25 protein-coding genes and 1 pseudogene are annotated in these 24,951 nt (G+C 53.0%); 6 read left to right on the top strand and 20 right to left on the bottom strand.

Translation table 11 applies throughout. From position 1 onward, the window contains the following. Positions 1 to 195: 195 nt before the first annotated feature. Positions 196 to 1,119, top strand: coding sequence for a helix-turn-helix transcriptional regulator (locus CGZ75_RS13730; RefSeq protein ID WP_245850857.1), 924 nt, complete (start codon positions 196 to 198; stop codon positions 1,117 to 1,119). A gap of 90 nt (positions 1,120 to 1,209) precedes the next feature. Here the strand turns inward: CGZ75_RS13730 and fumC are convergent, their stop codons facing one another. From fumC to CGZ75_RS13775, 10 genes are all read right to left on the bottom strand, one after another. Next, the gene (fumC, locus tag CGZ75_RS13735; protein ID WP_089524874.1) at positions 1,210 to 2,598 is read right to left on the bottom strand and encodes a class II fumarate hydratase; all 1,389 of its coding nucleotides are present in this window, start codon (positions 2,596 to 2,598) and stop codon (positions 1,210 to 1,212) included. Positions 2,599 to 2,835: 237 nt separating this feature from the next. Then, entirely contained in the window at positions 2,836 to 3,504 is a 669-nt protein-coding gene (locus tag CGZ75_RS13740) for a bifunctional 2-keto-4-hydroxyglutarate aldolase/2-keto-3-deoxy-6-phosphogluconate aldolase (RefSeq protein ID WP_089525877.1), read from the bottom strand. A gap of 402 nt (positions 3,505 to 3,906) precedes the next feature. Then, positions 3,907 to 4,653, bottom strand: coding sequence for a type I methionyl aminopeptidase (gene map / locus CGZ75_RS13745; RefSeq protein ID WP_089524875.1), 747 nt, complete (start codon positions 4,651 to 4,653; stop codon positions 3,907 to 3,909). A 143-nt stretch (positions 4,654 to 4,796) separates the two neighbouring features. Then, the gene (locus CGZ75_RS24575) at positions 4,797 to 5,162 is read right to left on the bottom strand and encodes a hypothetical protein (RefSeq protein WP_141136760.1); all 366 of its coding nucleotides are present in this window, start codon (positions 5,160 to 5,162) and stop codon (positions 4,797 to 4,799) included. A 155-nt stretch (positions 5,163 to 5,317) separates the two neighbouring features. Next, entirely contained in the window at positions 5,318 to 5,506 is a 189-nt protein-coding gene (locus tag CGZ75_RS13750) for a hypothetical protein (protein ID WP_089524876.1), read from the bottom strand. A gap of 174 nt (positions 5,507 to 5,680) precedes the next feature. Further along, positions 5,681 to 5,872: a hypothetical protein gene (locus tag CGZ75_RS13755; protein WP_089524877.1), complete on the bottom strand. Its 192-nt coding sequence runs from the start codon at positions 5,870 to 5,872 to the stop codon at positions 5,681 to 5,683. Positions 5,873 to 6,400: 528 nt separating this feature from the next. Beyond that, positions 6,401 to 10,003 carry a CheR family methyltransferase gene (locus CGZ75_RS13760; RefSeq protein WP_089525878.1) on the bottom strand — a complete coding sequence of 1,201 codons (3,603 nt, stop codon included), beginning with the start codon at positions 10,001 to 10,003 and terminating at the stop codon, positions 6,401 to 6,403. Positions 10,004 to 10,266: 263 nt separating this feature from the next. Then, entirely contained in the window at positions 10,267 to 10,968 is a 702-nt protein-coding gene (locus CGZ75_RS13765; RefSeq protein WP_089524878.1) for an SOS response-associated peptidase, read from the bottom strand. 142 nt (positions 10,969 to 11,110) lie between these two features. Beyond that, positions 11,111 to 11,968, bottom strand: a complete 858-nt coding sequence (locus CGZ75_RS13770; RefSeq protein WP_089524879.1) for a helix-turn-helix transcriptional regulator — start codon at positions 11,966 to 11,968, stop codon at positions 11,111 to 11,113. A 181-nt stretch (positions 11,969 to 12,149) separates the two neighbouring features. Next, positions 12,150 to 13,130: an arsenic resistance protein gene (locus CGZ75_RS13775; RefSeq protein WP_089524880.1), complete on the bottom strand. Its 981-nt coding sequence runs from the start codon at positions 13,128 to 13,130 to the stop codon at positions 12,150 to 12,152. A 231-nt stretch (positions 13,131 to 13,361) separates the two neighbouring features. Between CGZ75_RS13775 and CGZ75_RS13780 the strand changes: the two genes are divergently transcribed. From CGZ75_RS13780 to CGZ75_RS25825, 3 genes and pseudogenes are all read left to right on the top strand, one after another. Beyond that, complete coding sequence (locus CGZ75_RS13780) at positions 13,362 to 13,655, top strand: DUF3817 domain-containing protein (RefSeq protein WP_089524881.1); 294 nt, start codon at positions 13,362 to 13,364, stop codon at positions 13,653 to 13,655. 712 nt (positions 13,656 to 14,367) lie between these two features. Further along, positions 14,368 to 15,110 (top strand): annotated as a pseudogene (gene rsgA / locus CGZ75_RS13785) (GTPase RsgA); the annotation flags it as partial. A gap of 39 nt (positions 15,111 to 15,149) precedes the next feature. Continuing rightward, the gene (locus tag CGZ75_RS25825) at positions 15,150 to 15,479 is read left to right on the top strand and encodes a ribosome small subunit-dependent GTPase A (RefSeq protein WP_245850958.1); all 330 of its coding nucleotides are present in this window, start codon (positions 15,150 to 15,152) and stop codon (positions 15,477 to 15,479) included. Positions 15,480 to 15,641: 162 nt separating this feature from the next. Here the strand turns inward: CGZ75_RS25825 and CGZ75_RS13790 are convergent, their stop codons facing one another. From CGZ75_RS13790 to CGZ75_RS13810, 5 genes are all read right to left on the bottom strand, one after another. Beyond that, on the bottom strand, positions 15,642 to 16,283 hold the full coding sequence (locus tag CGZ75_RS13790; protein WP_089524882.1) for a deoxynucleoside kinase: 642 nt from the start codon (positions 16,281 to 16,283) through the stop codon (positions 15,642 to 15,644). After that, positions 16,280 to 16,906 (bottom strand): deoxynucleoside kinase, encoded by a 627-nt coding sequence (locus CGZ75_RS13795; RefSeq protein ID WP_089524883.1) that lies wholly within the window; start codon positions 16,904 to 16,906, stop codon positions 16,280 to 16,282. Before CGZ75_RS13795 ends, CGZ75_RS13790 begins: the two co-directional genes overlap by 4 nt. Before the next feature lie 201 nt (positions 16,907 to 17,107). Then, positions 17,108 to 17,560 (bottom strand): flavodoxin, encoded by a 453-nt coding sequence (locus tag CGZ75_RS13800; protein WP_089524884.1) that lies wholly within the window; start codon positions 17,558 to 17,560, stop codon positions 17,108 to 17,110. Between the two features lie 30 nt (positions 17,561 to 17,590). Beyond that, positions 17,591 to 18,409 carry a hypothetical protein gene (locus CGZ75_RS13805; RefSeq protein WP_089524885.1) on the bottom strand — a complete coding sequence of 273 codons (819 nt, stop codon included), beginning with the start codon at positions 18,407 to 18,409 and terminating at the stop codon, positions 17,591 to 17,593. A gap of 374 nt (positions 18,410 to 18,783) precedes the next feature. Further along, positions 18,784 to 19,332: a hypothetical protein gene (locus CGZ75_RS13810; protein WP_089524886.1), complete on the bottom strand. Its 549-nt coding sequence runs from the start codon at positions 19,330 to 19,332 to the stop codon at positions 18,784 to 18,786. Between the two features lie 262 nt (positions 19,333 to 19,594). Between CGZ75_RS13810 and ilvA the strand changes: the two genes are divergently transcribed. Beyond that, positions 19,595 to 20,815 carry a threonine ammonia-lyase IlvA gene (gene ilvA / locus CGZ75_RS13815; RefSeq protein ID WP_245850929.1) on the top strand — a complete coding sequence of 407 codons (1,221 nt, stop codon included), beginning with the start codon at positions 19,595 to 19,597 and terminating at the stop codon, positions 20,813 to 20,815. Between the two features lie 290 nt (positions 20,816 to 21,105). Beyond that, on the top strand, positions 21,106 to 21,318 hold the full coding sequence (locus tag CGZ75_RS24585; RefSeq protein ID WP_141136762.1) for a hypothetical protein: 213 nt from the start codon (positions 21,106 to 21,108) through the stop codon (positions 21,316 to 21,318). 146 nt (positions 21,319 to 21,464) lie between these two features. Here CGZ75_RS24585 and CGZ75_RS24590 read toward each other — a convergent pair whose 3' ends face one another. The 5 genes from CGZ75_RS24590 to CGZ75_RS13840 form a co-directional block, all read right to left on the bottom strand. Next, positions 21,465 to 21,863 (bottom strand): hypothetical protein, encoded by a 399-nt coding sequence (locus CGZ75_RS24590; protein WP_217900068.1) that lies wholly within the window; start codon positions 21,861 to 21,863, stop codon positions 21,465 to 21,467. 36 nt (positions 21,864 to 21,899) lie between these two features. Then, the gene (locus tag CGZ75_RS25620; RefSeq protein ID WP_217900069.1) at positions 21,900 to 22,304 is read right to left on the bottom strand and encodes a hypothetical protein; all 405 of its coding nucleotides are present in this window, start codon (positions 22,302 to 22,304) and stop codon (positions 21,900 to 21,902) included. Between the two features lie 12 nt (positions 22,305 to 22,316). Further along, a complete protein-coding gene (locus CGZ75_RS13825; RefSeq protein ID WP_141136765.1) occupies positions 22,317 to 22,997 on the bottom strand; it encodes a hypothetical protein in 681 nt (226 codons plus the stop codon). A gap of 387 nt (positions 22,998 to 23,384) precedes the next feature. Then, positions 23,385 to 24,191: a pyruvate, water dikinase regulatory protein gene (locus CGZ75_RS13835; RefSeq protein ID WP_089525879.1), complete on the bottom strand. Its 807-nt coding sequence runs from the start codon at positions 24,189 to 24,191 to the stop codon at positions 23,385 to 23,387. A 58-nt stretch (positions 24,192 to 24,249) separates the two neighbouring features. Continuing rightward, a complete protein-coding gene (locus CGZ75_RS13840) occupies positions 24,250 to 24,918 on the bottom strand; it encodes a helix-turn-helix transcriptional regulator (protein ID WP_089524891.1) in 669 nt (222 codons plus the stop codon). Positions 24,919 to 24,951 lie beyond the last annotated feature (33 nt).

Genomic DNA, 24,951 nt, shown 5'->3' on the forward strand with positions numbered 1-24,951 from the left:
TGCTGGAATCTCGAACTCTCGTCCTCTAATCATACCACAGGCGAATGGGTCGTTCATGATTCGGGCTTATCTTACCTCAAGGTCGTGAGTGAAAAGCGTCGTTAAAGGGTCGACAATCGCAACGAAAGGCACAAAAAGTCAAGAACAGCTCCGAATGCACTTGTTACAATAAGAGTCATAAAGGAGGTTTGCAACGTGTGGGCTCAACATGAACAGTGGGTAAACAAAGCCATCCAGTACATGGAACGCCATCTCAAAGAGGATATAGAATTTGCCGACGTAGCCAGGCATGCTTCGGTATCGCGTTTTCACCTACATCGCATATTCCAGCGCCATATCGGCATGAGCGCCGCCTCCTACTTGAGAGAGCGAAGGCTGGCCTGCGCAGCCACCGAGCTCCTGAATTCCAGCAAGCGCATTTTGGATATCGCTCTGGAATATCGTTTTGCAGGCCAGGATTATTTCACGAGATCCTTCAAACGAGAGTACGGACTAACCCCGCGAGTTTACCGCAATGCTTTTCGCTCATTCAGACCCAAAAATAAGGAGGATAATTCAATGGAAAACTTCGCTAAAAAACAGCTGCCCCCCGGATGGATGTTGACAGGAGTATACCCGCATCAATATGAGATCGGCATTGATCGTACTACAGTGCACCGGGGTAAAGCCTCCGGTTATATCCAGGCTGGGGCTTCTGCCGACGCCTCGGGATTTGGCACGATGATGCAGACGTTCCGGGCTGAAAAGTATCGGGGAAAGCGGGTGCGGCTGAGCGCATTCGTCAAAACAGAGAACGTGGACCAATGGAGCGGCCTGTGGATGCGTATAGATGATAACAGCGAGAATCCGCTGAAATTCGATAACATGCAGGATCGTCCCCTAACAGGCACGACGGATTGGAATCCGTACCCTATCGTGCTGGACGTGCCAGAATCTGCTGAGGCTATAGCGTTTGGCCTTCTGCTTAGCGGTTCAGGTAAGGTTTGGGTGGACGGTCTTCGAATCGAAGAAGTAGACCTATCCGTTCCGCTTACAGCAGGCGACGAAACGCTTGCCGATGCCCTCCCAGACGAGCCGTTTAATCTGGACTTTGAGCTGGAACCAAGTAACGCCGTATAAAATATCCCATAAAAAAAGCGGTACAGGCGTTTTCGCCTGTACCGCTTGTCTGTATCTATCTTATTTTTGCCACAGTCATTTCAGGCCGAATTAACGTTTGCCCGTCATTTTCTCCGGACGTACATACTCGTCGAACTGCTCGGGAGTGAGCAGACCGCTCTTGATCGCGCTCTCCTTGAGCGTCGTGCCGTCCTTATGTGCCTGTTTGGCGATTTTGGCGGCATTTTCGTAACCGATATAAGGGTTCAACGCGGTTACGAGCATGAGCGACTGATCCAGATTGCGCTGCAGCGTCTCGCGGTTCGGCTCGATGCCGACAGCGCAATGCTCGTTGAACGAGAGCATCGAATCGGATAACAGCACGACCGATTGCAGGAAGTTGTAGGCGATAACCGGTTTGTATACGTTGAGCTCGAAGTTACCTTGGCTGGCCGCGAAGCCGATCGTCGCGTCGTTGCCCATAACCTGGCAGGCTACCATCGTAATCGCCTCGCACTGGGTTGGGTTAACTTTGCCCGGCATGATGGAGCTGCCCGGCTCGTTTTCTGGAATCGTAATCTCGCCGATGCCGCTGCGCGGGCCGCTTGCCAGCCAGCGGACGTCATTGGCGATTTTCATCAGATCAGCCGCCAGACCCTTAATCGCACCATGCACCCAAACGATCTGGTCATGGGACGTCAAGGAGTGGAACTTATTGGAGGCGGTCACGAAGTTGTGGCCGGTTAGCTCTGCGACTTCTGCAGCAACCTGTACCGCGAAGTCCGGATGGGCGTTAATGCCCGTGCCGACGGCAGTACCGCCAAGAGCAAGCTCACGGATTGCGTCGGTGCTGCTCGTAAGCATCCAGGACGATTTCTCCAGCATGGCTTCCCAGCCGCTGATTTCTTGGCCGAGCGTGATCGGCGTAGCATCCTGCAAGTGGGTACGGCCGATTTTGACAATATCGTCGAACTTAACGCTCTTATCATGCAGCGTTGCCTTCAGCGTCTCCAAAGCAGGGAGCAAGCGAGTTTGTACAGCAATAACAGCTGCGATATGCATAGCAGCAGGGTAAGTATCATTGGAGCTTTGGGAACGGTTGACGTCATCGTTCGGGTGGATGCGCACCGAAGAGCCGCCTTCCTCTAGCAGTTGGTTGGCGCGACGTGCGATGACTTCGTTGCAGTTCATATTCGTCTGCGTACCGCTGCCGGTTTGCCAGACGACCAACGGGAACTCATCGTCATGTTTGCCTGCAAGGATTTCGTCCGCCGCAAGGCCGATCGCTTCGGCTTTCTCCGGCTCAAGTACGCCAAGCTTGGCGTTGGCCTGGGCTGACGCTTTTTTGACAATCGTCATCGCTTTCACGATTTCCAGAGGCATTTTCTCCCAGCCGATCCGGAAGTTCTCGCGACTACGCTGCGTTTGCGCTCCCCACAGCTTGTCTGCCGGAACCTTGATTTCGCCCATCGTATCCTTTTCAATCCGATATTCCGTCATTCGTTTTCCGCCTCCCTGAACTCATTTAAACCGCTTTCTAAACTTGCCAAGTCATATGCTTTACCGCTATCCATTTTAACGGAAATGACGCCGCACCGCTACCTGCCTGGAACATCTGCAGCCAATCCAGTTCGGCAGCTCCTTGCAATGGCCTTGAAAGTTGGGGCGAGACCGTCCGAAGCAGCATCAATCGACGATCCAAGCCCCAGCCCCCAGCCTGTCCCATGCCAAAAAAGATTAATTGCCTTTGGCGTCGCGGTATGCCTTCATATAAGCCTCCGCCTGGCGCTCGATATGGGTGAAGTCACCGGTTTTGACCGCTTCCTTCGTCAGATCTCCACCGATGCCGATGGCTATAGCCCCCGCCTTCACCCATTCCGACAGATTGCCGAGCGACACGCCGCCGGTTGGCATCACATTCGCTTGCGGCAGTGGACCTTTGATCGCGGAAACGATGCTTGGTCCATACACGCTGCCCGGGAACAGCTTCACGATGTCCACACCAAGCTCAAGCGCGCTCTGAATTTCCAGAATTGTCATCGTGCCCGGCATGACCGGGACCGCATAACGGTTGCACAGTTGAATCGTTGCCGGGTTAAGCGCAGGAGCAACGACGAATTCGGCTCCAGCCAAAATAGCGGCGCGTGCCGTCTCTGGGTCCAGCACTGTGCCGACGCCCACGATTGCATATTGCTCTGAAGAAGGATCAGCCTTGCTCGAAAATTCCGCCGCAAGCTGCTCAATGGCACGCAACGCACCCGGTACCGTCATTGTAATCTCAATCGCCTTAATGCCGCCTTTGATCGCATGGCGAGCCATGCGCGCTACTTCGTCCGCGGAGTCGGCGCGAAGAACCGCTACCACTCCCGCATCCACAACGGCTTGGGTCACTCTTAGTTTATTCAGCATGTCTGCACTCCTCCTAGGATTACCGGCAAGAGACCGCATTTCAGTTATTCACATAGCTCTCAGCCGTTTGGACCGTTTTCGGTCCTATTTATCAACCTAACAACGCGCAGCTGTCGCTAACAAGCGGTGCTGCAACCGGAAACATTGTCTCACCTGACGCTATCAGGGTCAACCGTTTCGCGCTTGTGGATAAACCTGAATCCATACGAAAAAGTCCTCCCTTTTCGAGGAAGGACTTCTATAAGTTATCCACAGGGGGACAACCGAAATTTAAATCCTGTTTTCTCCACATCCTGCTCAGTCGTTGCGCCGTAAAGCATCCACTTATCCGCAGGGGCATGTGGATAATGTGGATATCTTTTGTGTATATGTGGATACAACTGTGGATAAATGAAATACCTACAAACAGGTCAAAATAATTGGGCCTTGCTCGGTTACGGCAATCGTATGCTCAAACTGCGCTGACCAGGAGCGGTCGCGCGTGCGCGCCGTCCAGCCATCGCGATCCAGCCAAATCTCTCCCCCACCCGTCGTGAGGATCGGCTCAACGGTCAGCACCATGCCAGCTTCCAGCCTCACGCCGCTGCCGGACAGACCAGAATTTCCGACCTCCGGGTTCTCATGAATGGCGCGGCCAATCCCATGCCCCGCAAAGCTTGTCACCACGGAATGACCAGACTGCCTTGCCGACTGCATGACCGCTGCGCCGATGTCGCCGATCCGTCTTCCGATCCGGCATTCCGCAATACCGCGCAACATAGCCTGTTTGGCTCCCTCCAGCAGCCTTGCGGCGGTCGGCTGGGGACGCCCGATAGAGTAAGTCCAGGCGGAGTCCGCTTTCCACCCGTCTACATCCGCCACCATGTCGATCGTGACCATATCCCCTTCCTGCAGGGGAATCGTGTCCGGGAAACCATGGCAGACGACCTCGTTAACGGAGGCGCAGGTGGCGTAAGGATAACCTAAGTATCCTTTTTGTGCCGGCCAGGCTCCCCGCTCGGCCATCAAACGCTCCACAAAACGGTCGATCTCCTGCGTAGTAACGCCTGGAGCTATCCGTTTTGCAATAGCCTCATGGCATTCCGCTACAACCTGCCCCGCCCTGCGGATGCGTCTGATCTCTTCTTCCGATTTCCATTCTGCCATGTTGCCACCTCCGCATCCCTTATAGACTTAGTACATCTTATTCAGGGTCAACGCTGTCCATAACTAGGGATGCGAGAGAGCGCTTCAAATCAAAATCTAAAAAACCTTTCATCGGCCCTTAAGCCAATGAAAGGTTTCTGTGGTTAAAGAATAATATTGATTACAGTACCACCTAGTGACCGGGCAGGGATAACTGTGGAACCATAGAACGTACCCGATACGCCACCATACACTTCTACTCTATAAGCAACCGTCGAAGGATTAGAAATATTCGGGAAAATAGCGATCCCGTTCTCGGCAAACCGTACCGATGTTAACGCAACATTGGTATTTACCAAAAATATCCTGGCTATGAAATTCGGTGTTCTAGAAAGTGTTCCATTTCGATTGATTAAAACGACCGTAAAATTGGGGAAAGCATTTGCAGAAGAATCGCCTCCTCCATTACCACCTGGATAACATTGAGGCCTTCTATCACATCCGCAATTTTTAACTTCCAGCTTTTTCATTGCAATACTCCTCCTTGTTTTTTTTGTATCCTATGCAAGGAGAAGTAGAATGGTATGGTCAACTCCCTATTAAGAAAAAATAGATTGCTATATTCCATCAAAAAAAGATCCGCTGCTTCCCTGACGGGAATACGGATCTGTCGTTGTTATGGGGTCTAACTGACGGATGACTTCATTCTGCCCATCTCATGTTCTACCAGAGTGGTTAATTCGTCCTCATAGCCGCCAGTAATGCGGTATTTGCGGATATAGTCTTTAACAAACTTGCGCGGATCCTTGGGCTGAAAAATTCTCGTGAGTTCCTTGAGGCTTTCCTTGACTTCATTCTGGCTATGCTTGGCCATGAAATCTCCTCCTCTTACAGTGGATGGTCGGTCCGAAACATCAGAATCGAGAACGCGTGCGGCTTCAAGGCCGCTTCCCTCTACGGTACAGGCACCCCATGGCAGAAGAGTGAATGTTTATATTTTTCACACTATTATAGCACTTCATGCACACAGTAGGAAAGAAAATTCCAATTAATTACCTGTATTCCGGTCTTTTTTATCCGAATCAATTGAATCCGAATGCAGGTTTCCCTCGTCGGAATCCGGTTCAGAGAAATTCTGTTGCTGACGAGTGTATAAGCGAAGATAGGCGAATACGACAGCGATGGCCACGAGCACACCGAAGGCTACGGTCAATGCCGTTACCCATCCCTTAATCAACATGCCGCGCCCCCCGCTTCTCCAAAAAATGTCATCCAGAGAAGTATAGCTTATCCGCTCAGGCGCTTACAACCGCCCACTGACCCGGGCACCCTCCCTCTGAACTGTCTGGGCCTTATGGCGCTGAACACTTCCATTATTCTCCACTCTAAGGACTATCGACAAATATGGACATACATTGCAGGTCAATACCCGAAAAATAATCATTTGAAACAGGTTTGTTCTCCTAAGTAAATCGTCTGTGGCCCCCGCCGTAGCCAGGATAGCCTTGGGACATATGGCACAGAGCCCGCTGAACCCTATGTCTCCTCCTTTCTGCCGGCCAGCATCCGGGAAGGTTGAAAATGTCTTCCGACTCCCTGCGGGAGCCGTTTATCATGCCATCACCACGGCCTTGCGGCTCTCCCCATTCTATGTGCCTTATCGCACAAGTAATACGACTTAACCGACTCTTTTACGGTGAATGATACTCATTCAGACATAAAAACCGAATCGCGCCACTGCACGATCCGGTTCGCTATCCGGCTGATTCTATTCCTCGTAGCTTATGCCAGGGTTTTCAAGGCGAGGCAATCCGACATGACCGACCGTTCCTTTGCCGAGCTCGCTCTCATAATAGAGCTTGCCATGATGGTTCTCGACGATTTTGTAGGTCATAACAAGTCCGAGCCCCGTCCCCTTGGTTTTGGTGGAGAAAAACGGCTCTCCAAGCTTAGCCAGCTTTTCATGAGGGATTCCTCCCCCTTCATCAAAAACGCTCGTCCAGATCATACCGTCCTCGCCGGTCCGGACTTCGACCTGAATCGTCCCTCCTGAGCCCATTGCCTCGATGCTGTTTTTAATGAGGTTAATGAACACTTGTTTGAGCTGGTTGGCTACCCCCTGCACAAATATCTCTTCATCCGGCAAGCGCAGCACGAGCTGCACATTGTTCATAATCGCTTGCGCCTCGATGAGCATGATGACATCGCGCAGCACCGGACCGAGTGGCACCGGCAGGAAATCCACCGCCTGTGGCTTGGAGAGCACTAACAGCTCGCTGACGATCTGCTCAATCCGCTCTAACTCCATAGCCATAATCGAGATATAATTGCGGCGATTGTCCTCTTGCATCAGCTTGGTGAAGCCCTTGAGCGAGGTGAGCGGATTACGGATCTCATGGGCAATTCCGGCGGCCAGCTGGCCAACAGCCCCCAGCATTTCGGACTTGCGCAGCAGTTCCTCCGTCGCTTTGCGTTCGGTGATGTTCTCGGAAATTTTCATGTAGTGGATGATTTCCCCACGCTTGACGATTGGCAGCAGCTTGGCCTGTTCCCAGTAGATCGAGCCGTCAAGACAACAGCCGGCCAGCTCGCCCTCCCAGATCTCGCCTTCCTCCAGACACTTCCATATTTCGTCGAACGAGACGCAGCTCGCTTGCCAATTATCCAGCTCGTTCAAGTGGCGGCCAAGAACCCCCTCTGATGTGTCGCCGGTCAGCTCCAAGAAAGGGCTGTTGGCATACACGATGTGCCCCTGCATATCCGAGATCACCATTAGGCTTGTACTCTGCTCAACGGCGTAGGAAAGGCGCAACAGTTCTTCATTCATCTCCTTCAACTCTGTAATATCCACGAGCGTGATGATGACGCCCTTGGTCAAATGCTCCACCGTACGGTATGGCATCATCCGCATTTTGTACCACTTGCCGCTACGACTCTTGATTTCCTTCTCCGTTGAACGCAGCGACTCAATTACGCGTCCAGCATCCTCAACAAAGTCATCGTAGTAGAATTGATGAGAAATATGATGGAACGGTCTGCCGATGTCTACATCCAGCAGATTGATCTCCTTGGTGACGGTTGGCGTGAAGCGTCGGATACAAAACTGAGTGTCCAGAAAGATCGTCCCGATCTTCGTGCTCACAAGAAAATGATCCATATCGTTGTTGAGCTCGGTCAGCTCCTGGATTTTGAACTGATAGTCGGAGTTGATCGTAACGAGTTCCTCGTTGACCGCCTGCAGCTTCTCGTTTGTGCTTTGCAGCTCCTCATTGGACGCAATCAGCTCTTCATTCGTGCTCTGCAGCTCCTCATTGGACACCTCAAGCTCCTCGATTGCTAACTGTAACTTGTCCTCGGTTAGACGCAGCTGCTGTTCCAGCCAGAGCATCTGCCGCTGAACGCTCTCGTCCAGGTCGATGAGCTTGCCGATTCCCTCAGCCTTCTCTTCCGATCTCTGAAAAACAACTAGGTAATAGTTGCTGAACGCCGTCAACGAACGGGAAAAAGGACGCACAATGACATGGACTAGCTCCTGACCGACCGGCGTATGGATAACGAGATCCCGGAAGCGAATTTCCTCCTCTTGGTCTGAGCGTATTTGCTGGATCGCTGTCACGATGGAGATGGCCAGGCTGGGATCGACGATCCGGTGCAGGTTCCAGGAAGGCTTGCCCTCTACCGGTGACAGGAAGGACTGGATATTGCCGGTCACATGCTGTACATCGTAATGCTCATCTAGCAGCAGAGAGGGTAGCATATGCTCGTTGACATAGGTACTGTAAAATTGATTCTGCCGGCGATTCTCTCCAATGTCCGACACCGTCGACGGACGGCGGCGCTTGTTCTCTGCGCTTGCAGGCAGATTGCGGTTGCCTTCTATATTTAGAGAGGATAGAGCTGGAAGCTTCTGTGAGCTTTTATGATGAAAAATGTTCCACTTGCTGCTCGTCACCTCGAACAAATGGTCCATCCGACTGATCGTCTCGCTCGGTCCGAGGAACATATACCCCCCCGCGGAAAGCGCAAAATTAAATAGTGACAGCACCTTTTGCTGCGCAGCTGGTTGCAGGTAGATAAGCAAGTTTCGGCAAGCGATGAGATCAAGATTGCTGAACGGCGCGTCCTTGGTCAGATTATGCGGGGCAAAAACAATGAGCCGACGCAGCTCTCGCGTAACCTGATAGCTGTCGCCCTGCTTCGTGAAAAAGCGAGAGAGCCGATCTGGGCTTATCGAGTTCTCGATTGATAGCGGATACACGCCGTGGTTGGCGTAGTCGATGGATTGCTTGTCCACATCGGTGGCGAATATTCGGACACGGATCCCATCCGTCAATCCTTCCGCCTCTAGCGCCTCCATTATGAGCATGCCGATGGAGTAAGCCTCCTCGCCCGTTGAGCAACCCGCCGACCAGATGCGCAGATCCTGGCAGTTACCCTCCGCTTTTTGAAGCAGCAGCTCCGGCAGCACCTTGTCCCGAATCACCTTGAATGCATCCGGATCGCGAAAGAAATGAGTGACATGGATAAGCAGATCCTGGCGGAGATCATAAACCTCATCGGGCTTCTCAAGGATCAGCTTTTCGTACTCTTCAAGTGAGGAGCAGTCCGTTTCGCGCATTCGCTTTTCCATCCGCCGAATGAGACTGCTTTTTTTGTAAAAGCTGAAGTCGATGTTCGTTTTCTCGCGCACCTTTTCCAAAATCCGCGTTATGACCGACTCCGTGTCATCCCGGTCGTTACATGAGGAAATCACATGCGTGACGCTCGGAGTGAGCGATTGCGGAAACTTTAGTTTATTGGCGATCTTTTCGGGTGAGAGGACAAAATCGACATTGCCCGTATCAATCGCGCTGCGCGGCATTCCGTCGAATTTGGCTGTTTCTCCATTTTGCGCAAAAACAATGCCCCCTGCCTGCTTGACCGTGGTGATGCCCCGCGTGCCATCCGTACCAGTGCCAGACAGCACAACCGCAATCGACTGCGACGTCGCGTCCTCCGCTAGTGAGTAGAAGAAATGGTCGATCGGAAAATGGGCTTCGTCCGGATGAGGCTCGGCCAGCCAAAGATGCCCCTTCCTCAACGTAAACATTTGGCGGGGCGGAATCAGGTAGATCGTATTGGATTGTACCTCCATGCCATTACGTGCTATATGAATACTCATCGGTGTATGTAAAGAGAGGATTTCGTTCATCTGATGATCGGGAGACAGATGCTGAATAACGACAAAAGCCAGTCCGGTATCCGGACTGGCATGCTGGAAGAAGCTTTTGAGTCCTTCCAGACCGCCGGCCGATGCTCCGATTCCAACGATTCGAACCGGAGTTCTTCCTTTCGCGATAACCGCTTCATTGATCGGCTGTACACGTGACATTGGCTGTCCCTCCTCATTCCCGTTCATGCGGCCGGCAAGACATTGCTTGAATCCTTTTGGCAACACTCGCAGAACCATTATAATTCTCCCTTTAACGCAAATATCCTCCAATAAAGTAAACTTCCTCATATTTCGCTAAAAGAAGGTACTTTTCGTCTTTATTTGCGCTGGGATAGCGGGGGACAACCGAATGAAAGCTATGCTAGCTGGATTTCCTTGATGCAGTCTGGAGCTTCGGATGGCGAGAGGCAGCCGGGATGAAGCTATGCTAGCTGAATCTCCTTGATGCAGTCGGGTGCCTCGTACTGCTCGTCATCCACCGCATTGCTCACTGGGTAGATACGCAGCTGGAAAGGCTCAAGCGGCTGAAGATGCCGTCTCAGGAACGAAAAATCGCGGATCGACGGATGCAGCCAATCCTCCATTCCCTCCTCGTCCATAACGACCGGCACTCGCTCCTGCCATTGCGACAGCGCTCCAGAAGCCGGCACCGTCACGATTGTCGCAGCTCGGGCCAACCGTCCCTCCGGCGTGCGCCATTCCTCATAAAGACCGGCCATCCCAAACAGGGGGCGGCCCTGAACTTGAATATGCATGGCACGGGGCTGACGGGGACGGTTTTCCTCGCGCCGTTGCCTTGGATTGTTATACACTTCCTGCTGCTCCCAGCCGTACAAGCCACTGCAAGGAATAATGCATCTTCCGCTTGCCAGCATCCGTTTGAAGAAAGGTTTTGACTCTAGCGTGCCTGCATCGGCGTTAACCGAGTCTTTGGCCCAGAATGGAAATAAGCCCCATCTGGCTTCATCCAGAATCCGAACACCTTGACGGTCGTTACGGACAACAGGAATGGACTGGATCGGAGCGATATTGTAACGCTTGGCGTCAAGAGCGAAATGTTTTTCGATACGGAAATGCTGCTTCAGCTCGCTGATGTCGCTCGCGAGGGAAAATCGGGTACACATAAGATTGACCTCCCGGATGGTATAGGCTCTCTGAGTCAAACAGCTCCGTGTTAGCGAAGCTGCTGATTCATTCCTGTAGCATCTACATCCGGTGGAATCTTATTCATTAATATCCATTAATAGCTTGCCAATTAATATACGTTTAATATGGGACCTCGGGCGTGAACCGCTTGCGGAACCGGAGCGGCGGCATGCCAGCATGAGCGGCGAATAGGCGGGTAAAATGCGGCAGCTGACGGAAACCGCATGCCTCCGCAACCTGCGCGATGGGCCAATCGGTGGACAGCAGCAGCAGCTTAGCCCGGTCCAGCCGGTAATACAGCAGATACTGCTGCGGCGTACAGCCGAATACCTCAACCATGCAGCGTGCTATATAAACCGCATGGAAGCCGAGCGCCTCAGCCAGCTCTGCATTGCTCGCGGACTCGCGGAAATGCCGCTTCATATAGGCCGCAGCCTGCTCCGCAACGGAAACGGCAGCCGCGCCTTGCGCTCCTTCGCGTCCGCCAGCTTCAAGAATGCGCAGCAGCTCGGCGAAGCGCTGCTGGCGAAGCCAGAAGCCGTCCGGCCCAGAGTCAGCAGCAGCCTCGGTAAGCTGCTCGAATGCCTCTCCTGCAGCCGGGACATCAATTAATCGAGGCAGCCGAATCGTGTGTGTAAAATGGTCGCCAAGCAGCGTTGGTTCGCTGCCAGCCGCTGTCTCTTCCCAAGCTCCGGAGTTCTGGAATTGCACTAGATCGAACTCAACTGGCTCCAGGCAAGTTCCTCCACTCCAGCGCGCTCCGGCAGGCCGCAGCAGCAGTGCTTGACCTGCTTCTACCGTCCAGAGGCGTTCCTCTTCCCTAACCCGTAGCTGACCTTTGCGTATGTACAGCAGCTCGAATACCCCGAGATCGACCCGGCTGGGATGCTGCTCTCCAATTTCGTAAGCCCTCCGCCCCGCGTCCACCAAAAAAGGAAGCGGCGGACAACGGAAAGTCATGACGGGCATATCCTGCATGTTGCGTTCTCTCCTGCCTAAAGGGCTACAAACCCTGAAATATAAAGGGCTGCAAGAGCCCTGACATAAGCGAAAAGCCAGGCGCCGCACAGAGCGCGGACACCCGGCCTTCCGGACATTATTCTATTCTATCAAAATATCGATCTTGATTACAGGCCGGGTCGTAGGAACGCTAACGGGATTAATGATGGGACCGTCCATGACCCTTGAACAGGCGGGGCAGCACACGGATATATACCAGCTCACCTGCAAGCTCAACAATTGTCTGCATAACAATTGCCGCCGCAGCGATTACAGCCGCCTCTTCCGGAAGAGCGAAAGCAAGCGGCAGGACGACCAGCGAATTTCTTGTTCCTGCACTGAAGGCAAGCGCCCGGCTCGCTCCGGCTTCCAGCCGAAACAGGCGACTTGCCGCATAGGCCAGCGCAGGACTTAAAATCATGAAGGCGACATAAACCGGGATAACCGGTGCGATGGCGTCCAAGTGGTCCGCTGCCTTGCCAATCTGCGAAGCCATAATGACAAAGAGCGCTACAGCCATGAACGGAACAGGCAGCCAAGCGGCTGCATTCCATAGCTGCTCGCCGCTTCTGCGATATTTTGCCCAAAGCTGGGTGAACACGGCAAGCACAAGCGGCACCGCGATTAATACGAGAAACGCCTCCACAAAAGGACCTGCTTCCACAACTTGAGCCGCTTCGGCTCCTACTAACATCCATAGGTATAGCGGAAGCAGGAGAAGCTGAGCGATAAAAAGCAGCGGCGTGGCAGCCAGCATGAGTTTCTCGTCGCCTTTGCCAAGCTGAGTGAACACGATGACATAATCGATGCATGGAGCGAGTAGCACCAGATAAACTCCAAGGAGCACAGGCGGATGCTCCGGCAGAAAGCGGGTCAACAGCCAAACGAGCATTGGGACGGCCACGAAGTTGACGAGCAGCAGCGCCGCGACGAAACGTTTGTTGTCCATAATCCTCCTAAGTTGGAGGAAAGGAATTTGCGTAAACATGCCGTATAACATCAAGGCAAGCACAATGGAGATACTGTTTTCCAGAGTAGGGCCCTGCTCAGGCCACAAGAGGCCGACCCCCGCCCCAACTAGCAGCGCCGCGACATAAAGCTGTATTTGATAATGCTCAAGCTTTTCCCGGGTAAAAAGCATATCCGCCTAGCTCCTATCTATTCGCTGCTTCTCTCCGTTGTTCCGCCGCTTGCTTGAGAAGACACCAACTACATTAATTGTTCTATTCTATCCTATCAGACTGGCGACGCTGCCTCCACATTTCCCAGAGTTGTCACAACTTTCGTCCGAAAGAACGAAACCGACGCTTGTCCCATCCGTTAACGGTACAGGAGCATGCTGCTCATCACGATAACCGCCAAGGAGGTTCACATGCTAAAAACCGCCGTTGGACGCTTCCGCGTCATTAGCCTGCTGGAAGGTCTTTCGTTCCTGATTCTACTCTTCATCGCGATGCCGATTAAATATTTGGGAGGCTGGGATACACCTGTCGCCATTGTCGGCGCCGCGCATGGCGGGTTGTTCGTCCTCTACATGCTTGCCCTGCTCCTTGCCACGATTCAGGCCCGCTGGAACCTGAAGCGATTTATCATCGGAGCCATCGTTTCCTTTGTGCCTTTCGGCACCTTCTGGTTCGATAAACAAATCCGCCAGGATGCGGCCTGATCGATTTATCTCGATGATGATCGCTTAACGGTAATACCAGGTAATACTTTATTTCGAAAAGGATGCCTACGCGTGTGCCTGCTTTTTCAGAGCAGACAAACGAGTAGACATCCTTTTTATGCTCTTATCAGCGTTACCACTGAAGTTCCAGGTATAAAACGACTTTAACCACATGGAACCAAGTTGGCTGCCTGCTGGAAAGGAATCTCCTCGGCCAACTGGCATGCCCTCCTCTGTAACAATTGGTGGGATTCTTTTATAGCTGATCTCCACCTTGCTTTGAACAAACTAGCTGGCATATACTTGACCCAATTCACCAAACAGAGGAGGCCGATGTGCAATGGAAACTACATTCGTGACTTACATGCTGATTGTCCCGACACCGGTCCCTAACGGAGCAAGCCGATTCTGATTCGCTGCATGTCTCTGCTTTAGTAAGCAGAGGCTGCCGCTTATCATTTCGGCACCGCAGGAGACCATTCGTCTCCTGCGGTTTTTTTATGCCCGCGGGATCAGGAACGCGGGCCCCACCGGCCCGCATGCCGTTTCGGCCCGCGGTCTCATGCCTTGCAGGCAAGCCCGCATGTTTAGCGCGGGTTTTTTGCCGTTTCTAAACAACTTAACCATTGAAATTTCCTATCACTGAAAAGCCAATCTATTTTATAAGGGGGAATTTACCTTGACGTCAGAAGAAAAAACACCAATCTTAACTATGCTCGAAAGCTACGGCTGGAACGAAAAATGGGAGGAAAGTTTGAAGGGAGCGCAAGCGAAAGCAGGAGGAACCGAAGGGCTGCAGCCTGCCCGGATTACCGCTCAGTTCTCGCATCTGTACCGACTGGTCTCCGCGTCGGGCGAGCATTTGGCCGAGGTGACCGGGCGTTATGCCTTTGATGCGGCGAACAAAATCGCTTACCCCGCAGTCGGCGACTGGGTGTTGGCTGCCGTACCAAAACAGGGCGACAGCTCCCGCGCTAGTATTCATGCGCTGCTCCAGCGGCGCTCGGCATTGATCCGCAGGGAAGCCGGTTCGGTTCCGGAGGGTCAGGTTATAGCAGCCAACATCGATACTTTGTTCCTCACGACGGCTATGAACCATGACTTCAACTTGAGAAGGATCGAGCGTTATATGGTAGCTGCTTGGGAAAGCGGCGCATCCCCCGTCGTGCTGCTGACGAAGGCCGACCTCGTCGAAAACCCCGAGGAGTTGGTACGCCAGGTTCAGGCTACTTCTCCCGGCGTGCCAGTACATGCGGTCAGTGCGCAGGAGAATGAAGGGCTCGACCAATTGCTGCCGTATTTGAAGCCCGGCACGACGATCGCTGTCGCTGGTTCTTCCGGCGTTGGCAAATCCACGCTGCTCAATTGGCTGGCTGGCAGCGAAGAGCAGCGCGTGCAGGGTGTGCGCGGCGGCGACGATCGCGGGCGCACACAACAACGCATCGCGAGCTGTTCCGCCTGCCGGATGGCGCGCTGCTCATAGACACGCCAGGCATGCGCGAGTTGCAACTTTGGGAGCAGGATGGCGGTTCGGACGCGCATGCGGATGCTTTTGCCGACATCGAGGAGTTGGTACAGCGATGCCAGTACCGCGACTGCACGCACGGCAAGCGCGAACATGGTTGCGCGATCAAGTCCGCACTGGCTCGCGGCGAGCTGGATGCCGGCCGCTATGAGAATTATCTCAAGACCGGGCGCGAGCTCGCCCGGATTGCCCGCAAGGAGCAGATTGCGGCGCGCAAAAACCTCACGCCGGCCCAGAACCGGCTGCGCAACAAGCAGGAGCGTCGCTCCGGCAAACACTCCTCGCAAAGCTGGGAGTGAGGCGGGACGCGCTTTCGGCGCAGACGGCTCAGTAGCACACGGAGCGAAGACGCCTCATCCCCCCTTCTAAGCTCAGCACGATTCGTTAGAAGGACAGACATGAAAAAAGCGAGCCCTGCACAATCTGTGCTTGGCTCGCTTTTGTATTTAATAATAAGCAGTCTAGCTCTGGCCGATTACTTTTCCTACGCGGGTCAAGATGTCGGTCGTCGAAGCGGGATCATTCACATCATATTCATCGATGTTGAGGCGCAACACCGGACATGCGCTGAACTCGCCAATCCACCGAGCGTACCGAGCATGCATATGCTCCCAATACGAGACATCGGTTTGGATCTCCATCTCTCTGCCTCGCTCCGTAATCCTTCTAAGGATCGACGGAAGGCTTCCCTCGATGTAGATAAGGACATCGGGATGCGGGAAATATGGCGTCATAACCATAGCCTCATACAGGCTGGTATACGTTTCATAATCGACCTTGGACATCGTCCCTTGGTCGGCGTGCATTTTGGCAAAGATGCCCGTATCCTCGTAGATCGAGCGATCCTGCACAAAACCTCCACCCAGCTCGAACATCTTCTTCTGTTCCTTGAAGCGCTCCGCCAGGAAATAGATTTGTAAATGGAAGCTCCATCTCTCGAAATCGTGATAAAACTTGTCCAAATAAGGGTTGTAGTCAACCTGCTCCAGCGACGTGCGGAAGCCCAAACGCTGTGCCAGTGCAGAGGTTAGAGTCGACTTGCCGACACCTACCGTTCCGGCGATTGTGATGACCGCATTGTCGGGAATGCCGAATGGGTTCATTGTGATAAGCACTCCTTTACGCGGTGAACGATCTGCCCAAAATGCTCCGGATTGGCAACAAAATCGACCTCGTTCCCATTAATCGTGATAATCGTGGTAGACGGCTCACGTTCCGCCAGGGAAGTCATTGCCGCATCATAATCCTGAATTAGTTGCTGCAGGTAATCTGCGGATATGTCCTCCTCGAACGAACGGCCCCGCTTGGCGATCCTCTCCAGCAGAACCTCCAGATCGGCGCGGATGTACAAAATGAGATTCGGCTTGGGCAGATCATCCGTCAGCACATGGTAGATGTGGCGGTATTTGTCCCGCTTGATTCCTTTTAACGTGCGCTCGCTGAATATCAGGTTTTTGTAGATATGATAATCCGAGATGATCGACTGGCCTTGGGTGAGCTTTGGAATGACGGCATCCTCAAGCTGCTTGTATCGGTTGCACAGAAAGAACATCTCTAGTTGAAAGCTCCAGTCGTCCATGTCCTGATAGAACTTATCAAGAAAAGGATTCTCCTCCACAATTTCTTTGACCAACGGAAGCTGAAGCTCGTCCGCCAGCATGGAGGCTAGCGTCGTTTTGCCAGCCCCGATCGGGCCTTCGACGGCAATGTATGGTGCGTGGTTCATCGTTGTTGCTATCCCCCTCAGATACGGTCCATGAGAAAAAATGACCTTCCCATTATAGCCGCTCCGGCGGCAAAGGAGAACGGGGAAATTCGACCGGTAAGCTCCCACCTGGCGTTCGCTTTGCGAAGCAGACAAAAAAGCCGTCCCTGAGCTATGTCCTGCATAGCTCAGGGACGGCTTCGCGAATCAATCAACGTCGATTCAAGCAACCGGAGCAGGCATCGCGGCCATTTGTCGGCCTAAAGCGCGCAGCTCTTCTTTTTCAACATCCGTAGGATTGAACTCCACCTTGAAGCCCGGCGCAATCACCGTCGCTCCGCGCTCCTTAAGCTTAGTCTCAACCTGATCCACCGCTCCGCAGTAAATATCATACGAAGTATCACCAGAGCCAAACGCAGCCGCAGCCCGCCCCTCCAGGTTCACTGCGTCCATTCCTTCATAGAAATCCAGGAATTCATCCGGCAGATCGCCTTCTCCCCATGTATAGGCTCCAATCAGAATGCCCTCATACTGCTCCAGCTCGGAAGCTTCGACATCCATAATGTCGCGAATGACCGCCTGCGCCCCCACCTCGCGTACGCCCTCGGCGATCGCATCCGCCATTTCTTCCGTGTTGCCGGTCATGCTGCAGCATACAATAATGATTTTATCCATATTTCTCTGCCACTCCTCTTCTCGGATGGTTCAACCTACCGGCACGCCGTCGATCTGACGGATACCCTCATACAATGTAGCCAAATACATCTGTTCACCGCGTACGTCCACATCCGTTACCGGTCCGCAGGCATCAACGGAGCGCATAGCCAACCTGCCGCCAAACCAGCAAAGCCGATATAAACCACGGTCAGTACAAAGCAGTAATTGCTTGCCGCGCACAACGACCGAGAACAGAAACAGTCCTTTATAACGGAATCGCTCAAAGCCTTTCTGCGGATTGCCAACTACAAGTTCACCGTGCTCACTCACGCCGATTAGCTGACCGTTATAGATCGCAAGACTGGTAACGCCAGTGCCCAGGTCGAACTCCATCCAAGCGGAGCTGAAGCGGTCGTAAAGCGCCAATCCCTTTTCACAGCCTAGGATGAGGTATTGCGGAACGTTCAGAATGTCGTAAACCTTGCGGTCCGGAAATGCTGCCATTCCCCAAGATGCGCCATGAGAGCACCACAACCCATGCGACGTGCAAGCGTAGAGACAGCCGCCTTCGGCACGGAACTGGAAGCAAGGCAGCTCTAGCTCCTCCTGTTCCCACTGCTCTCCATCGTATGAAATGAGACCTTCGCTCGTACAGGCGTACAACGTTTCTCCGGCCATTACGAGCCGGTTGACGGTATGACCTTCCTGTTCCGGCGCACTAATTCTCACCCATTCGCCTTCCAAGCGGCGGCTGTAGATGCCGGATCCCATCGTTGCGGCATAAAGCGTTTCGCTGCCCGCCAGCACCGATGAGCAAGACAACGGCTCCCGAGCTTCCCTCGTGCTCGCCGCGTGTTCGGTCGACATTGCTGCTTCCCCCTTCTTACTCGTTCCTGCAGATTGCTGCTGATATGGCACGCATACGGCAACACAGCGTTCCCGGCTGTAGGATGTTGCGTGAAAAGTTTATTGGAATATTGCTAATGTTATTAGTGTTATAAGTACTGTCGAAGAGCATCGAATAGATGAATCCGCGTCGCTCAACCTAGTGTGATAATGATTCTCAATTTCAAGTATTATGATAAACATTCTCAATTGAGATGTCAATGCTATCCTTTATATCGCAAACACCGTAGAAATTAACTGAATTTCATCAATAGGATCCGCTGCGCGAACCGATCCTTTTTCCGGCCGCTGCGGGCCGGGTTTTTCAGTGGGATCCCATAGATGAAGGAATTAAGTTACCGACGCAGCTCCAGCGAGACCGCCACTCCACCATCACGAAATTCGACCGAGCGAATGCCAACCAGCGGCGGCAAAAGATCGCCTACGGGAATCGTCATCGGTTCCAGCAGCGAGTCCGGCAGATCGAGCCCCCTCAGCTTAAGTCCCGCGGGGGTAGCAATCAGATTCGGGGCTCGCCATTCCAACTGATATTTTGCCTGTAGGCCGAAATCCAATAGATCCCGGTAGCGCCCATTAATATCAGCCGTGAGCAAGCCGCCCTGCAGGCCAAACTTCGCTCCATCTACCCGGAATTCCGGCGTCACTTGGGGCTTATCGGAGAGCTCGGAGCGAGCCAGATTATTGATGTCCTCACCGCTAAGAAACAGCTCCGCTTTGCCGGAGCGGATCATCCCTTGAACCTTGCCGACCAGATCAAGTGGAGCGTGATCGAGCGTAAGCTCCTGCTGCGGCCGGACATACCAGATCGCTCCGGCTGTGGCCAAGCCTGCCAGAATAACGAGTGTGAGCAGCAGGCCGAACAATCTTTTCACGAATTTTCCCATGTCAGCTCTCCCTTTTTCTATATAAATGACAGCATCTTCTACAGGAACGTCCGTCCACCAGCACGCTGGGCACGAACTGCTCCGCTGCTCCGCCTCGCCATTGACAAAGCCCGATGCGGGGGGTATAACAAAACACATCATCTCATGTACCGGAAAGGAAGAGAAGAAGCGAATGAACTCCAGCACCCCTTCCCCACAAGACCCAATTCACGTGCCTGCCCAAAGCCATGAGCCTATTGTCAGGATTCCGCTGGAGGAGATCATGCATGCGCAAATGACGCTTAATGAGGTCATTACCCGCACCCCGCTCCAGCATAATCGCGTGCTTTCGGGCCGTTATAACTGTAATGTTCTGCTCAAGCGGGAGGATCTTCAGGTGGTCCGCTCCTTTAAGATTCGCGGCGCTTATCACCGTATCCGCACCTTGCCTCCAGAAGAGCTTGTCAAAGGGGTTGTCTGTGCCAGCGCCGGCAACCATGCCCAAGGTGTGGCCTACTCCTGTCAGACGCTCGGCATTCGCGGAAAGATTTTCATGCCTAGCACGACGCCACGTCAAAAGGTGACGCAGGTGGAGTTTTTTGGCGGCAGCCAGGTGGACATTGTACTCATTGGCGACACGTATGACGATGCCTACGCGGAAGCAGTCAAACAATGCGAGCGCTCTGGCGCCGCCTTCATCCATCCGTTCGACGACCCGGCCATCATCGCTGGAAACGGCACAGTTGGCAAAGAAATCATGGATGCAACCGACACCTTACCAGACTACGTGTTCGTTACTGTCGGTGGAGGTGGTCTGGCCGCAGGCGTCGCTTCCTATATTAAAGCTGTTTCGCCGCGTACCCGCATTATCGGCGTAGAGCCAGAGGGAGCTGCCTCGCTGGAAATGTCGCTGCGCGCCGGAAAAGTGACGCCGCTTGATACGATCGACAAGTTCGTCGACGGCGCAGCAGTCAAACGCATTGGCGATTTGACCTTTGCCATCTGCCGCGAACTGCTCGACGATGTTGTGCTTGTGCCGGAAGGCAAAGCATGTACAACACTGCTGAGCCTGTACAACGAAAATGCAATCGTTGCCGAGCCGGCCGGTGCGCTTGCGGTGGCCGCCCTGGATTTGTATCGCGAAGAGATAGAGGGCAAAACAGTCGTTTGCATCATCAGCGGAGGCAACAACGATGTCGATCGGATGCAGGAAATGAAAGAGCGCTCCCTCATTTATGAGGGGTTGAAGCATTATTTTACCGTCAACTTCCCTCAGCGTACGGGCGCGCTTCGTGAGTTTTTGGACGAGGTGCTCGGTCCGAACGACGACATCGTTCGGTTCGAGTACACCAAAACGCATAACAAGGAGAACGGTCCCGCACTCGTCGGCATCGAGCTGAAGTACCGCGAGGACTACAGCGGCTTGATCGGCCGCATGAAGGCCAGAGGTTATCAGTTCGTCGAGCTGAACAAGGACCCAGTGTTGTTTGATCTGTTGATTTGATGGATTTGAAGGGTTAGTGCGGATTGCCGCGCTCGTACGCGAGTGATCTGGCGAGCTTGTATGCGAGTGATCTAGTATGCGAGTGATCTGGCGAGCTTGTACGCGAGTGTTCTAGCGAGCTCGTACGCGAGTGATCTGGCGAGCTTGTACGCGAGTGATCTTGTATGCGAGTGATCTAGCGAGCTCGTACGCGAGTGATCTGGCGAGCTTGTACGCGAGTGATCTAGCGAGCTCGTACGCGAGTGATCTGGCGAGCTTGTACGCGAGTGATCTAGCGAGCTCGTACGCGAGTGATCTTGTATGCGAGTGATCTAGTCAGCTTGTATGTGAGTGATCTAGTCAGCTTGTATGTGAGTGATCTAGTCAGCTTGTATGTGAGTGATCTAGTCAGCTTGTACGCGAGTGATCTGGCGAGCTCGTACGCGAGTGATCTAGCGAGCTCGTACGCGAGTGATCTATTCAGCTTGTATGTGAGTGATCTAGTCAGCTTGTACGCCAAATAAAGAGGCTCGTTGCTCAAAGCTTAATGCCCGCTCTCCGAACCCTCGGAAGCGGGCATCTCTATTTCCGGGACGGGGCAAGACTCAAGTAACTTCGACTTCTTCCTTGGCTCGTCAGGGCCACTTTTGACGCGCTCAAGTAGCTTTGACTACTTGCTTTGGCTCGGCGGAGCCGCTTTCGGCGCGCTCAAGTAGCTTTGACTACTTGATTGGCTCATCGAGGCCGCTTTAGGCGCGCTCAAGTAGCTTTGACTACTTGATTGGCTCATCGAGGCCGCTTTAGGCGCGCTCAAGTAACTTTGACTACTTGATGAGCTCGATGGAGCCGCTTTAGGCGCGCTCAAGTAGCTTTGACTACTTGATTGGCTCGGCGGAGCCGCTTTCCGCGCGCTCAAGTAGCTTTGACTACTTGATTGGCTCATCGAGGCCGCTTTAGGCGCGCTCAAGTAACTTTGACTACTTGATGAGCTCGATGGAGCCGCTTTCGGCGCGCTCAAGTAGCTTTGACTACTTGATTGGCTCGGCGGAGCCGCTTTCGACGCGCTCAAGTAGCTTTGACTACTTGATTGGCTCGTCAGGACCGATTACGACGCGCTCAAGTAGCTTTGACTACTTGATTGGCTCATCGAGGCCGCTTTAAGCGCGCTCAAGTAACTTTGACTACTTGATGAGCTCGATGGAGCCGCTTTAGGCGCGCTCAAGTAACTTTGACTACTTGATGAGCTCGATGGAGCCGCTTTCGACGCGCTCAAGTAGCTTTGACTACTTGATTGGCTCGGCGGAGCCGCTTTCAGCGCTCTCAAGTAGCTTTGACTACTTGATGAGCTCGATGGAGCCGCTTTCGGCGCGCTCAAGTAGCTTTGACTACTTGATTGGCTCGATGGAGCCGCTTTCGGCGCGCTCAAGTAGCTCTGACTACTTGATTGGCCCGTCGGAGCCACTTTTGACTCGCTCAAGTAGCTTTGACTACTCGGTCTGATTATCAGCAACGCTTCTCCCAATCAATTTCTATCCAACATACTCTGATTATAAATGTATCTACAAACTCGAGAGCCATTGGATATCGCTTTTATTTTCCCAACCAACGATAATTTCCTTAGGTATTTGATTGCTGTCTTTTCATGGATACCTACTTCTTTCGCTACTTTGTAAGGATAAATCGCAGTACTTTGTTGCCTAATGTAGTTGAGCAAATTAGATTCAATTTTAGACACATTTGCTTTTTCTTGATTCGTTGCCAAATAGGGCTGTAATAAGTTTTTCATCATGGATCGAATCAGTTGAGGCTCGTGGTTGAGTGTATCGTAGGGAATGGAGATGTTACGGTAACCAAGTGTTTGCAAATAAAGCTCTCTCATAAGTTCCCGGCTATATTTTGTACGATCCGTCTGCTGCACATGGGGGCCATAGCCTTTCACATCAATGTTAAATCGGTGGATGCCGGCCAACCATACAAAGTCCAAGTAACAAGGAGCCCCTCTCCAGTCGACTATCTCGTACTCGGGATGAAGATTGTCAAAGTTGCCGAACAGGGGCCACCAAACCTCACGTAGAAAAAGGATCTCACCATGGGAATGCCCTCTTCTGAGCCGGTCCCTCCTTTCCCCTTTGCGAGCTTTAAGATGTTGGTTAAGCCATTTTTCATGAGCTTGATCGAATCCGCTGAAATCAATAGCTTTCATAGTCCACCACTCCTTCTCACTCACTGATTTAGGAACAAAAAAAGTCCTGTCTCCGAACATTGATCGTTGTCTGCAAGTAGACCTCCTCCTAAGAGAAAGAAATCTTGCACACAAGATCAATGGGAAACAGGACGTTCTTCGTCACTGTGATATTGCAATAGCTACACTTAGATTTTAGTTTGACTGTCGGAAGTCCGCAAGAGCTTAAATGTGTTCATAGTGTTCATAGTGTTCATAGTGTTCATAGTGTTCATAGTGTTCATAGTGTTCATAGTGTTCATAGTGTTCATAGTGTTCATAGTGTTCATAGTGTTCATAGTGTTCATAGCGTTCATAGTGTTCATAGTGTTCATAGTGTTCAATGTGTTCATAGTGCTCAAGCACTCATCACGCCCGGATCACATGTTTGCGAGCATCGAGAATAATACCGGCCGTCTCCTCAATAGCGCGGTCCGTCACATCCACGATCAGGCAGCCAAGCTGGCGAAAAAGAGTCCGCGCATGCTCCAGCTCCTCCGCCACACGCTCCAGGCTAGCGTAGCTAACACCGGAGGGCAAGCCCATACTTTTCAGCCGCTCAATGCGGATGCTGATTAGCTTTTCCGGGTCCATCGTCAGTCCGACGAAACGACCGCGCGGTACGCGGAACAGCTCTTCGGGCGGTTTCACCTCAGGCACGAGCGGATAGTTTGCTACTTTGTAGCCTTTGTGAGCGAGATAGATGCCAAGTGGAGTTTTGGATGTACGGGAAACGCCGAGTAAAATCAGATCCGCATCGCCCCAGCCGACAATATGCTGCCCGTCGTCCGACTTGACCGTGAACTCAACGGCTTCGACCCGGTTGAAGTAATCCTCATCCATCCGATGCAGCAATCCGGCCTGCTGTTTGGGTGCTGAGTTGAACGTCCGCACGAAGCCTTCCATGACAGGCCCCATAACATCGACCGCAGAGACACCTAGACGGACCGATTCCTGTCTGATCATCTCGCGCAGCTCCGGAAGCACCAGTGTATATACCACGAAACTGCCGATTGCAGCGGCATGCTCCATCAACTGGCGGATCTCATCTTCAGATTTGACGTTCGCCCAACGCTCCAACTGAACGGATTGCGCCTCGAACTGCTTAAGAGTTGCCCGGACGACCGTCTCCGCTGTCTCTCCCGCAGAATCAGAGCAGACTAAAATCCTCTTCATCTCTTCGTTCAAGTTTTATCCCGCCCCCTAGCCGTCTCGCTCTCGCCTGGACCTATGTTTAATTCCTAGCGGAAGCCTCATAAAAAAGCCGCATTACCGTCGTTTTCGTAATACGCCCGACGGCTTCTAGCCCTGCATCCGGTCCGCCCTGACGAGGCTGGACAATCGGCACCCCATCGATCTCGCGGGCAATCATGATCGCCATTGCGTCGCGCACCGTATGCTGGGGCGTGATCGTCGCCAGATTAGACAGGCGAGTCATCACCAGTCCAAGCGGCATAGACGAAGCCTGCGGATTGCCAATCGCAACCTTGAGCAAGTCCTTGCGCGAAACAATACCCGCCAAACGTCCCTCGGCATCGACAACAGTAAGGCTGCCTACATTTTCCAGAAACAATGCCACAACAGCATCACTGACCGTCGCAGTCTCACGGAGTACAACCGGAACCTCCATAATTTCGCGCACTGGCAGCATAGCTGCATCGGCAGCTCCGTCCGGGCCCGATTCGCTCCCGCCGTCCTTACCTAGAAAATAGCCGACTTTAGGCTTGGCATCCAAGTAACCGAGCATGACGAGCAGGCCGAGGTCGGAGCGGATCGTTGGACGCGTCACCCCGAGCAGCTCAGCGATCTGCTCTCCCGTAATCGGAGCACGCCTGCGGACCGTTTCCACGATCTTTTTTTGCCGCGTTGTTAGTTTGATCGCCGTTCCCTCCGCTCGCTTCATCTTCTCCACCATTGTACCCGATGCCGAAGGATT

Origin of the sequence: Paenibacillus herberti (genome assembly GCF_002233675.1) — a bacterium.
GTDB classification, from domain to species: Bacteria; Bacillota; Bacilli; order Paenibacillales; family Paenibacillaceae; genus Paenibacillus_O; species Paenibacillus_O herberti.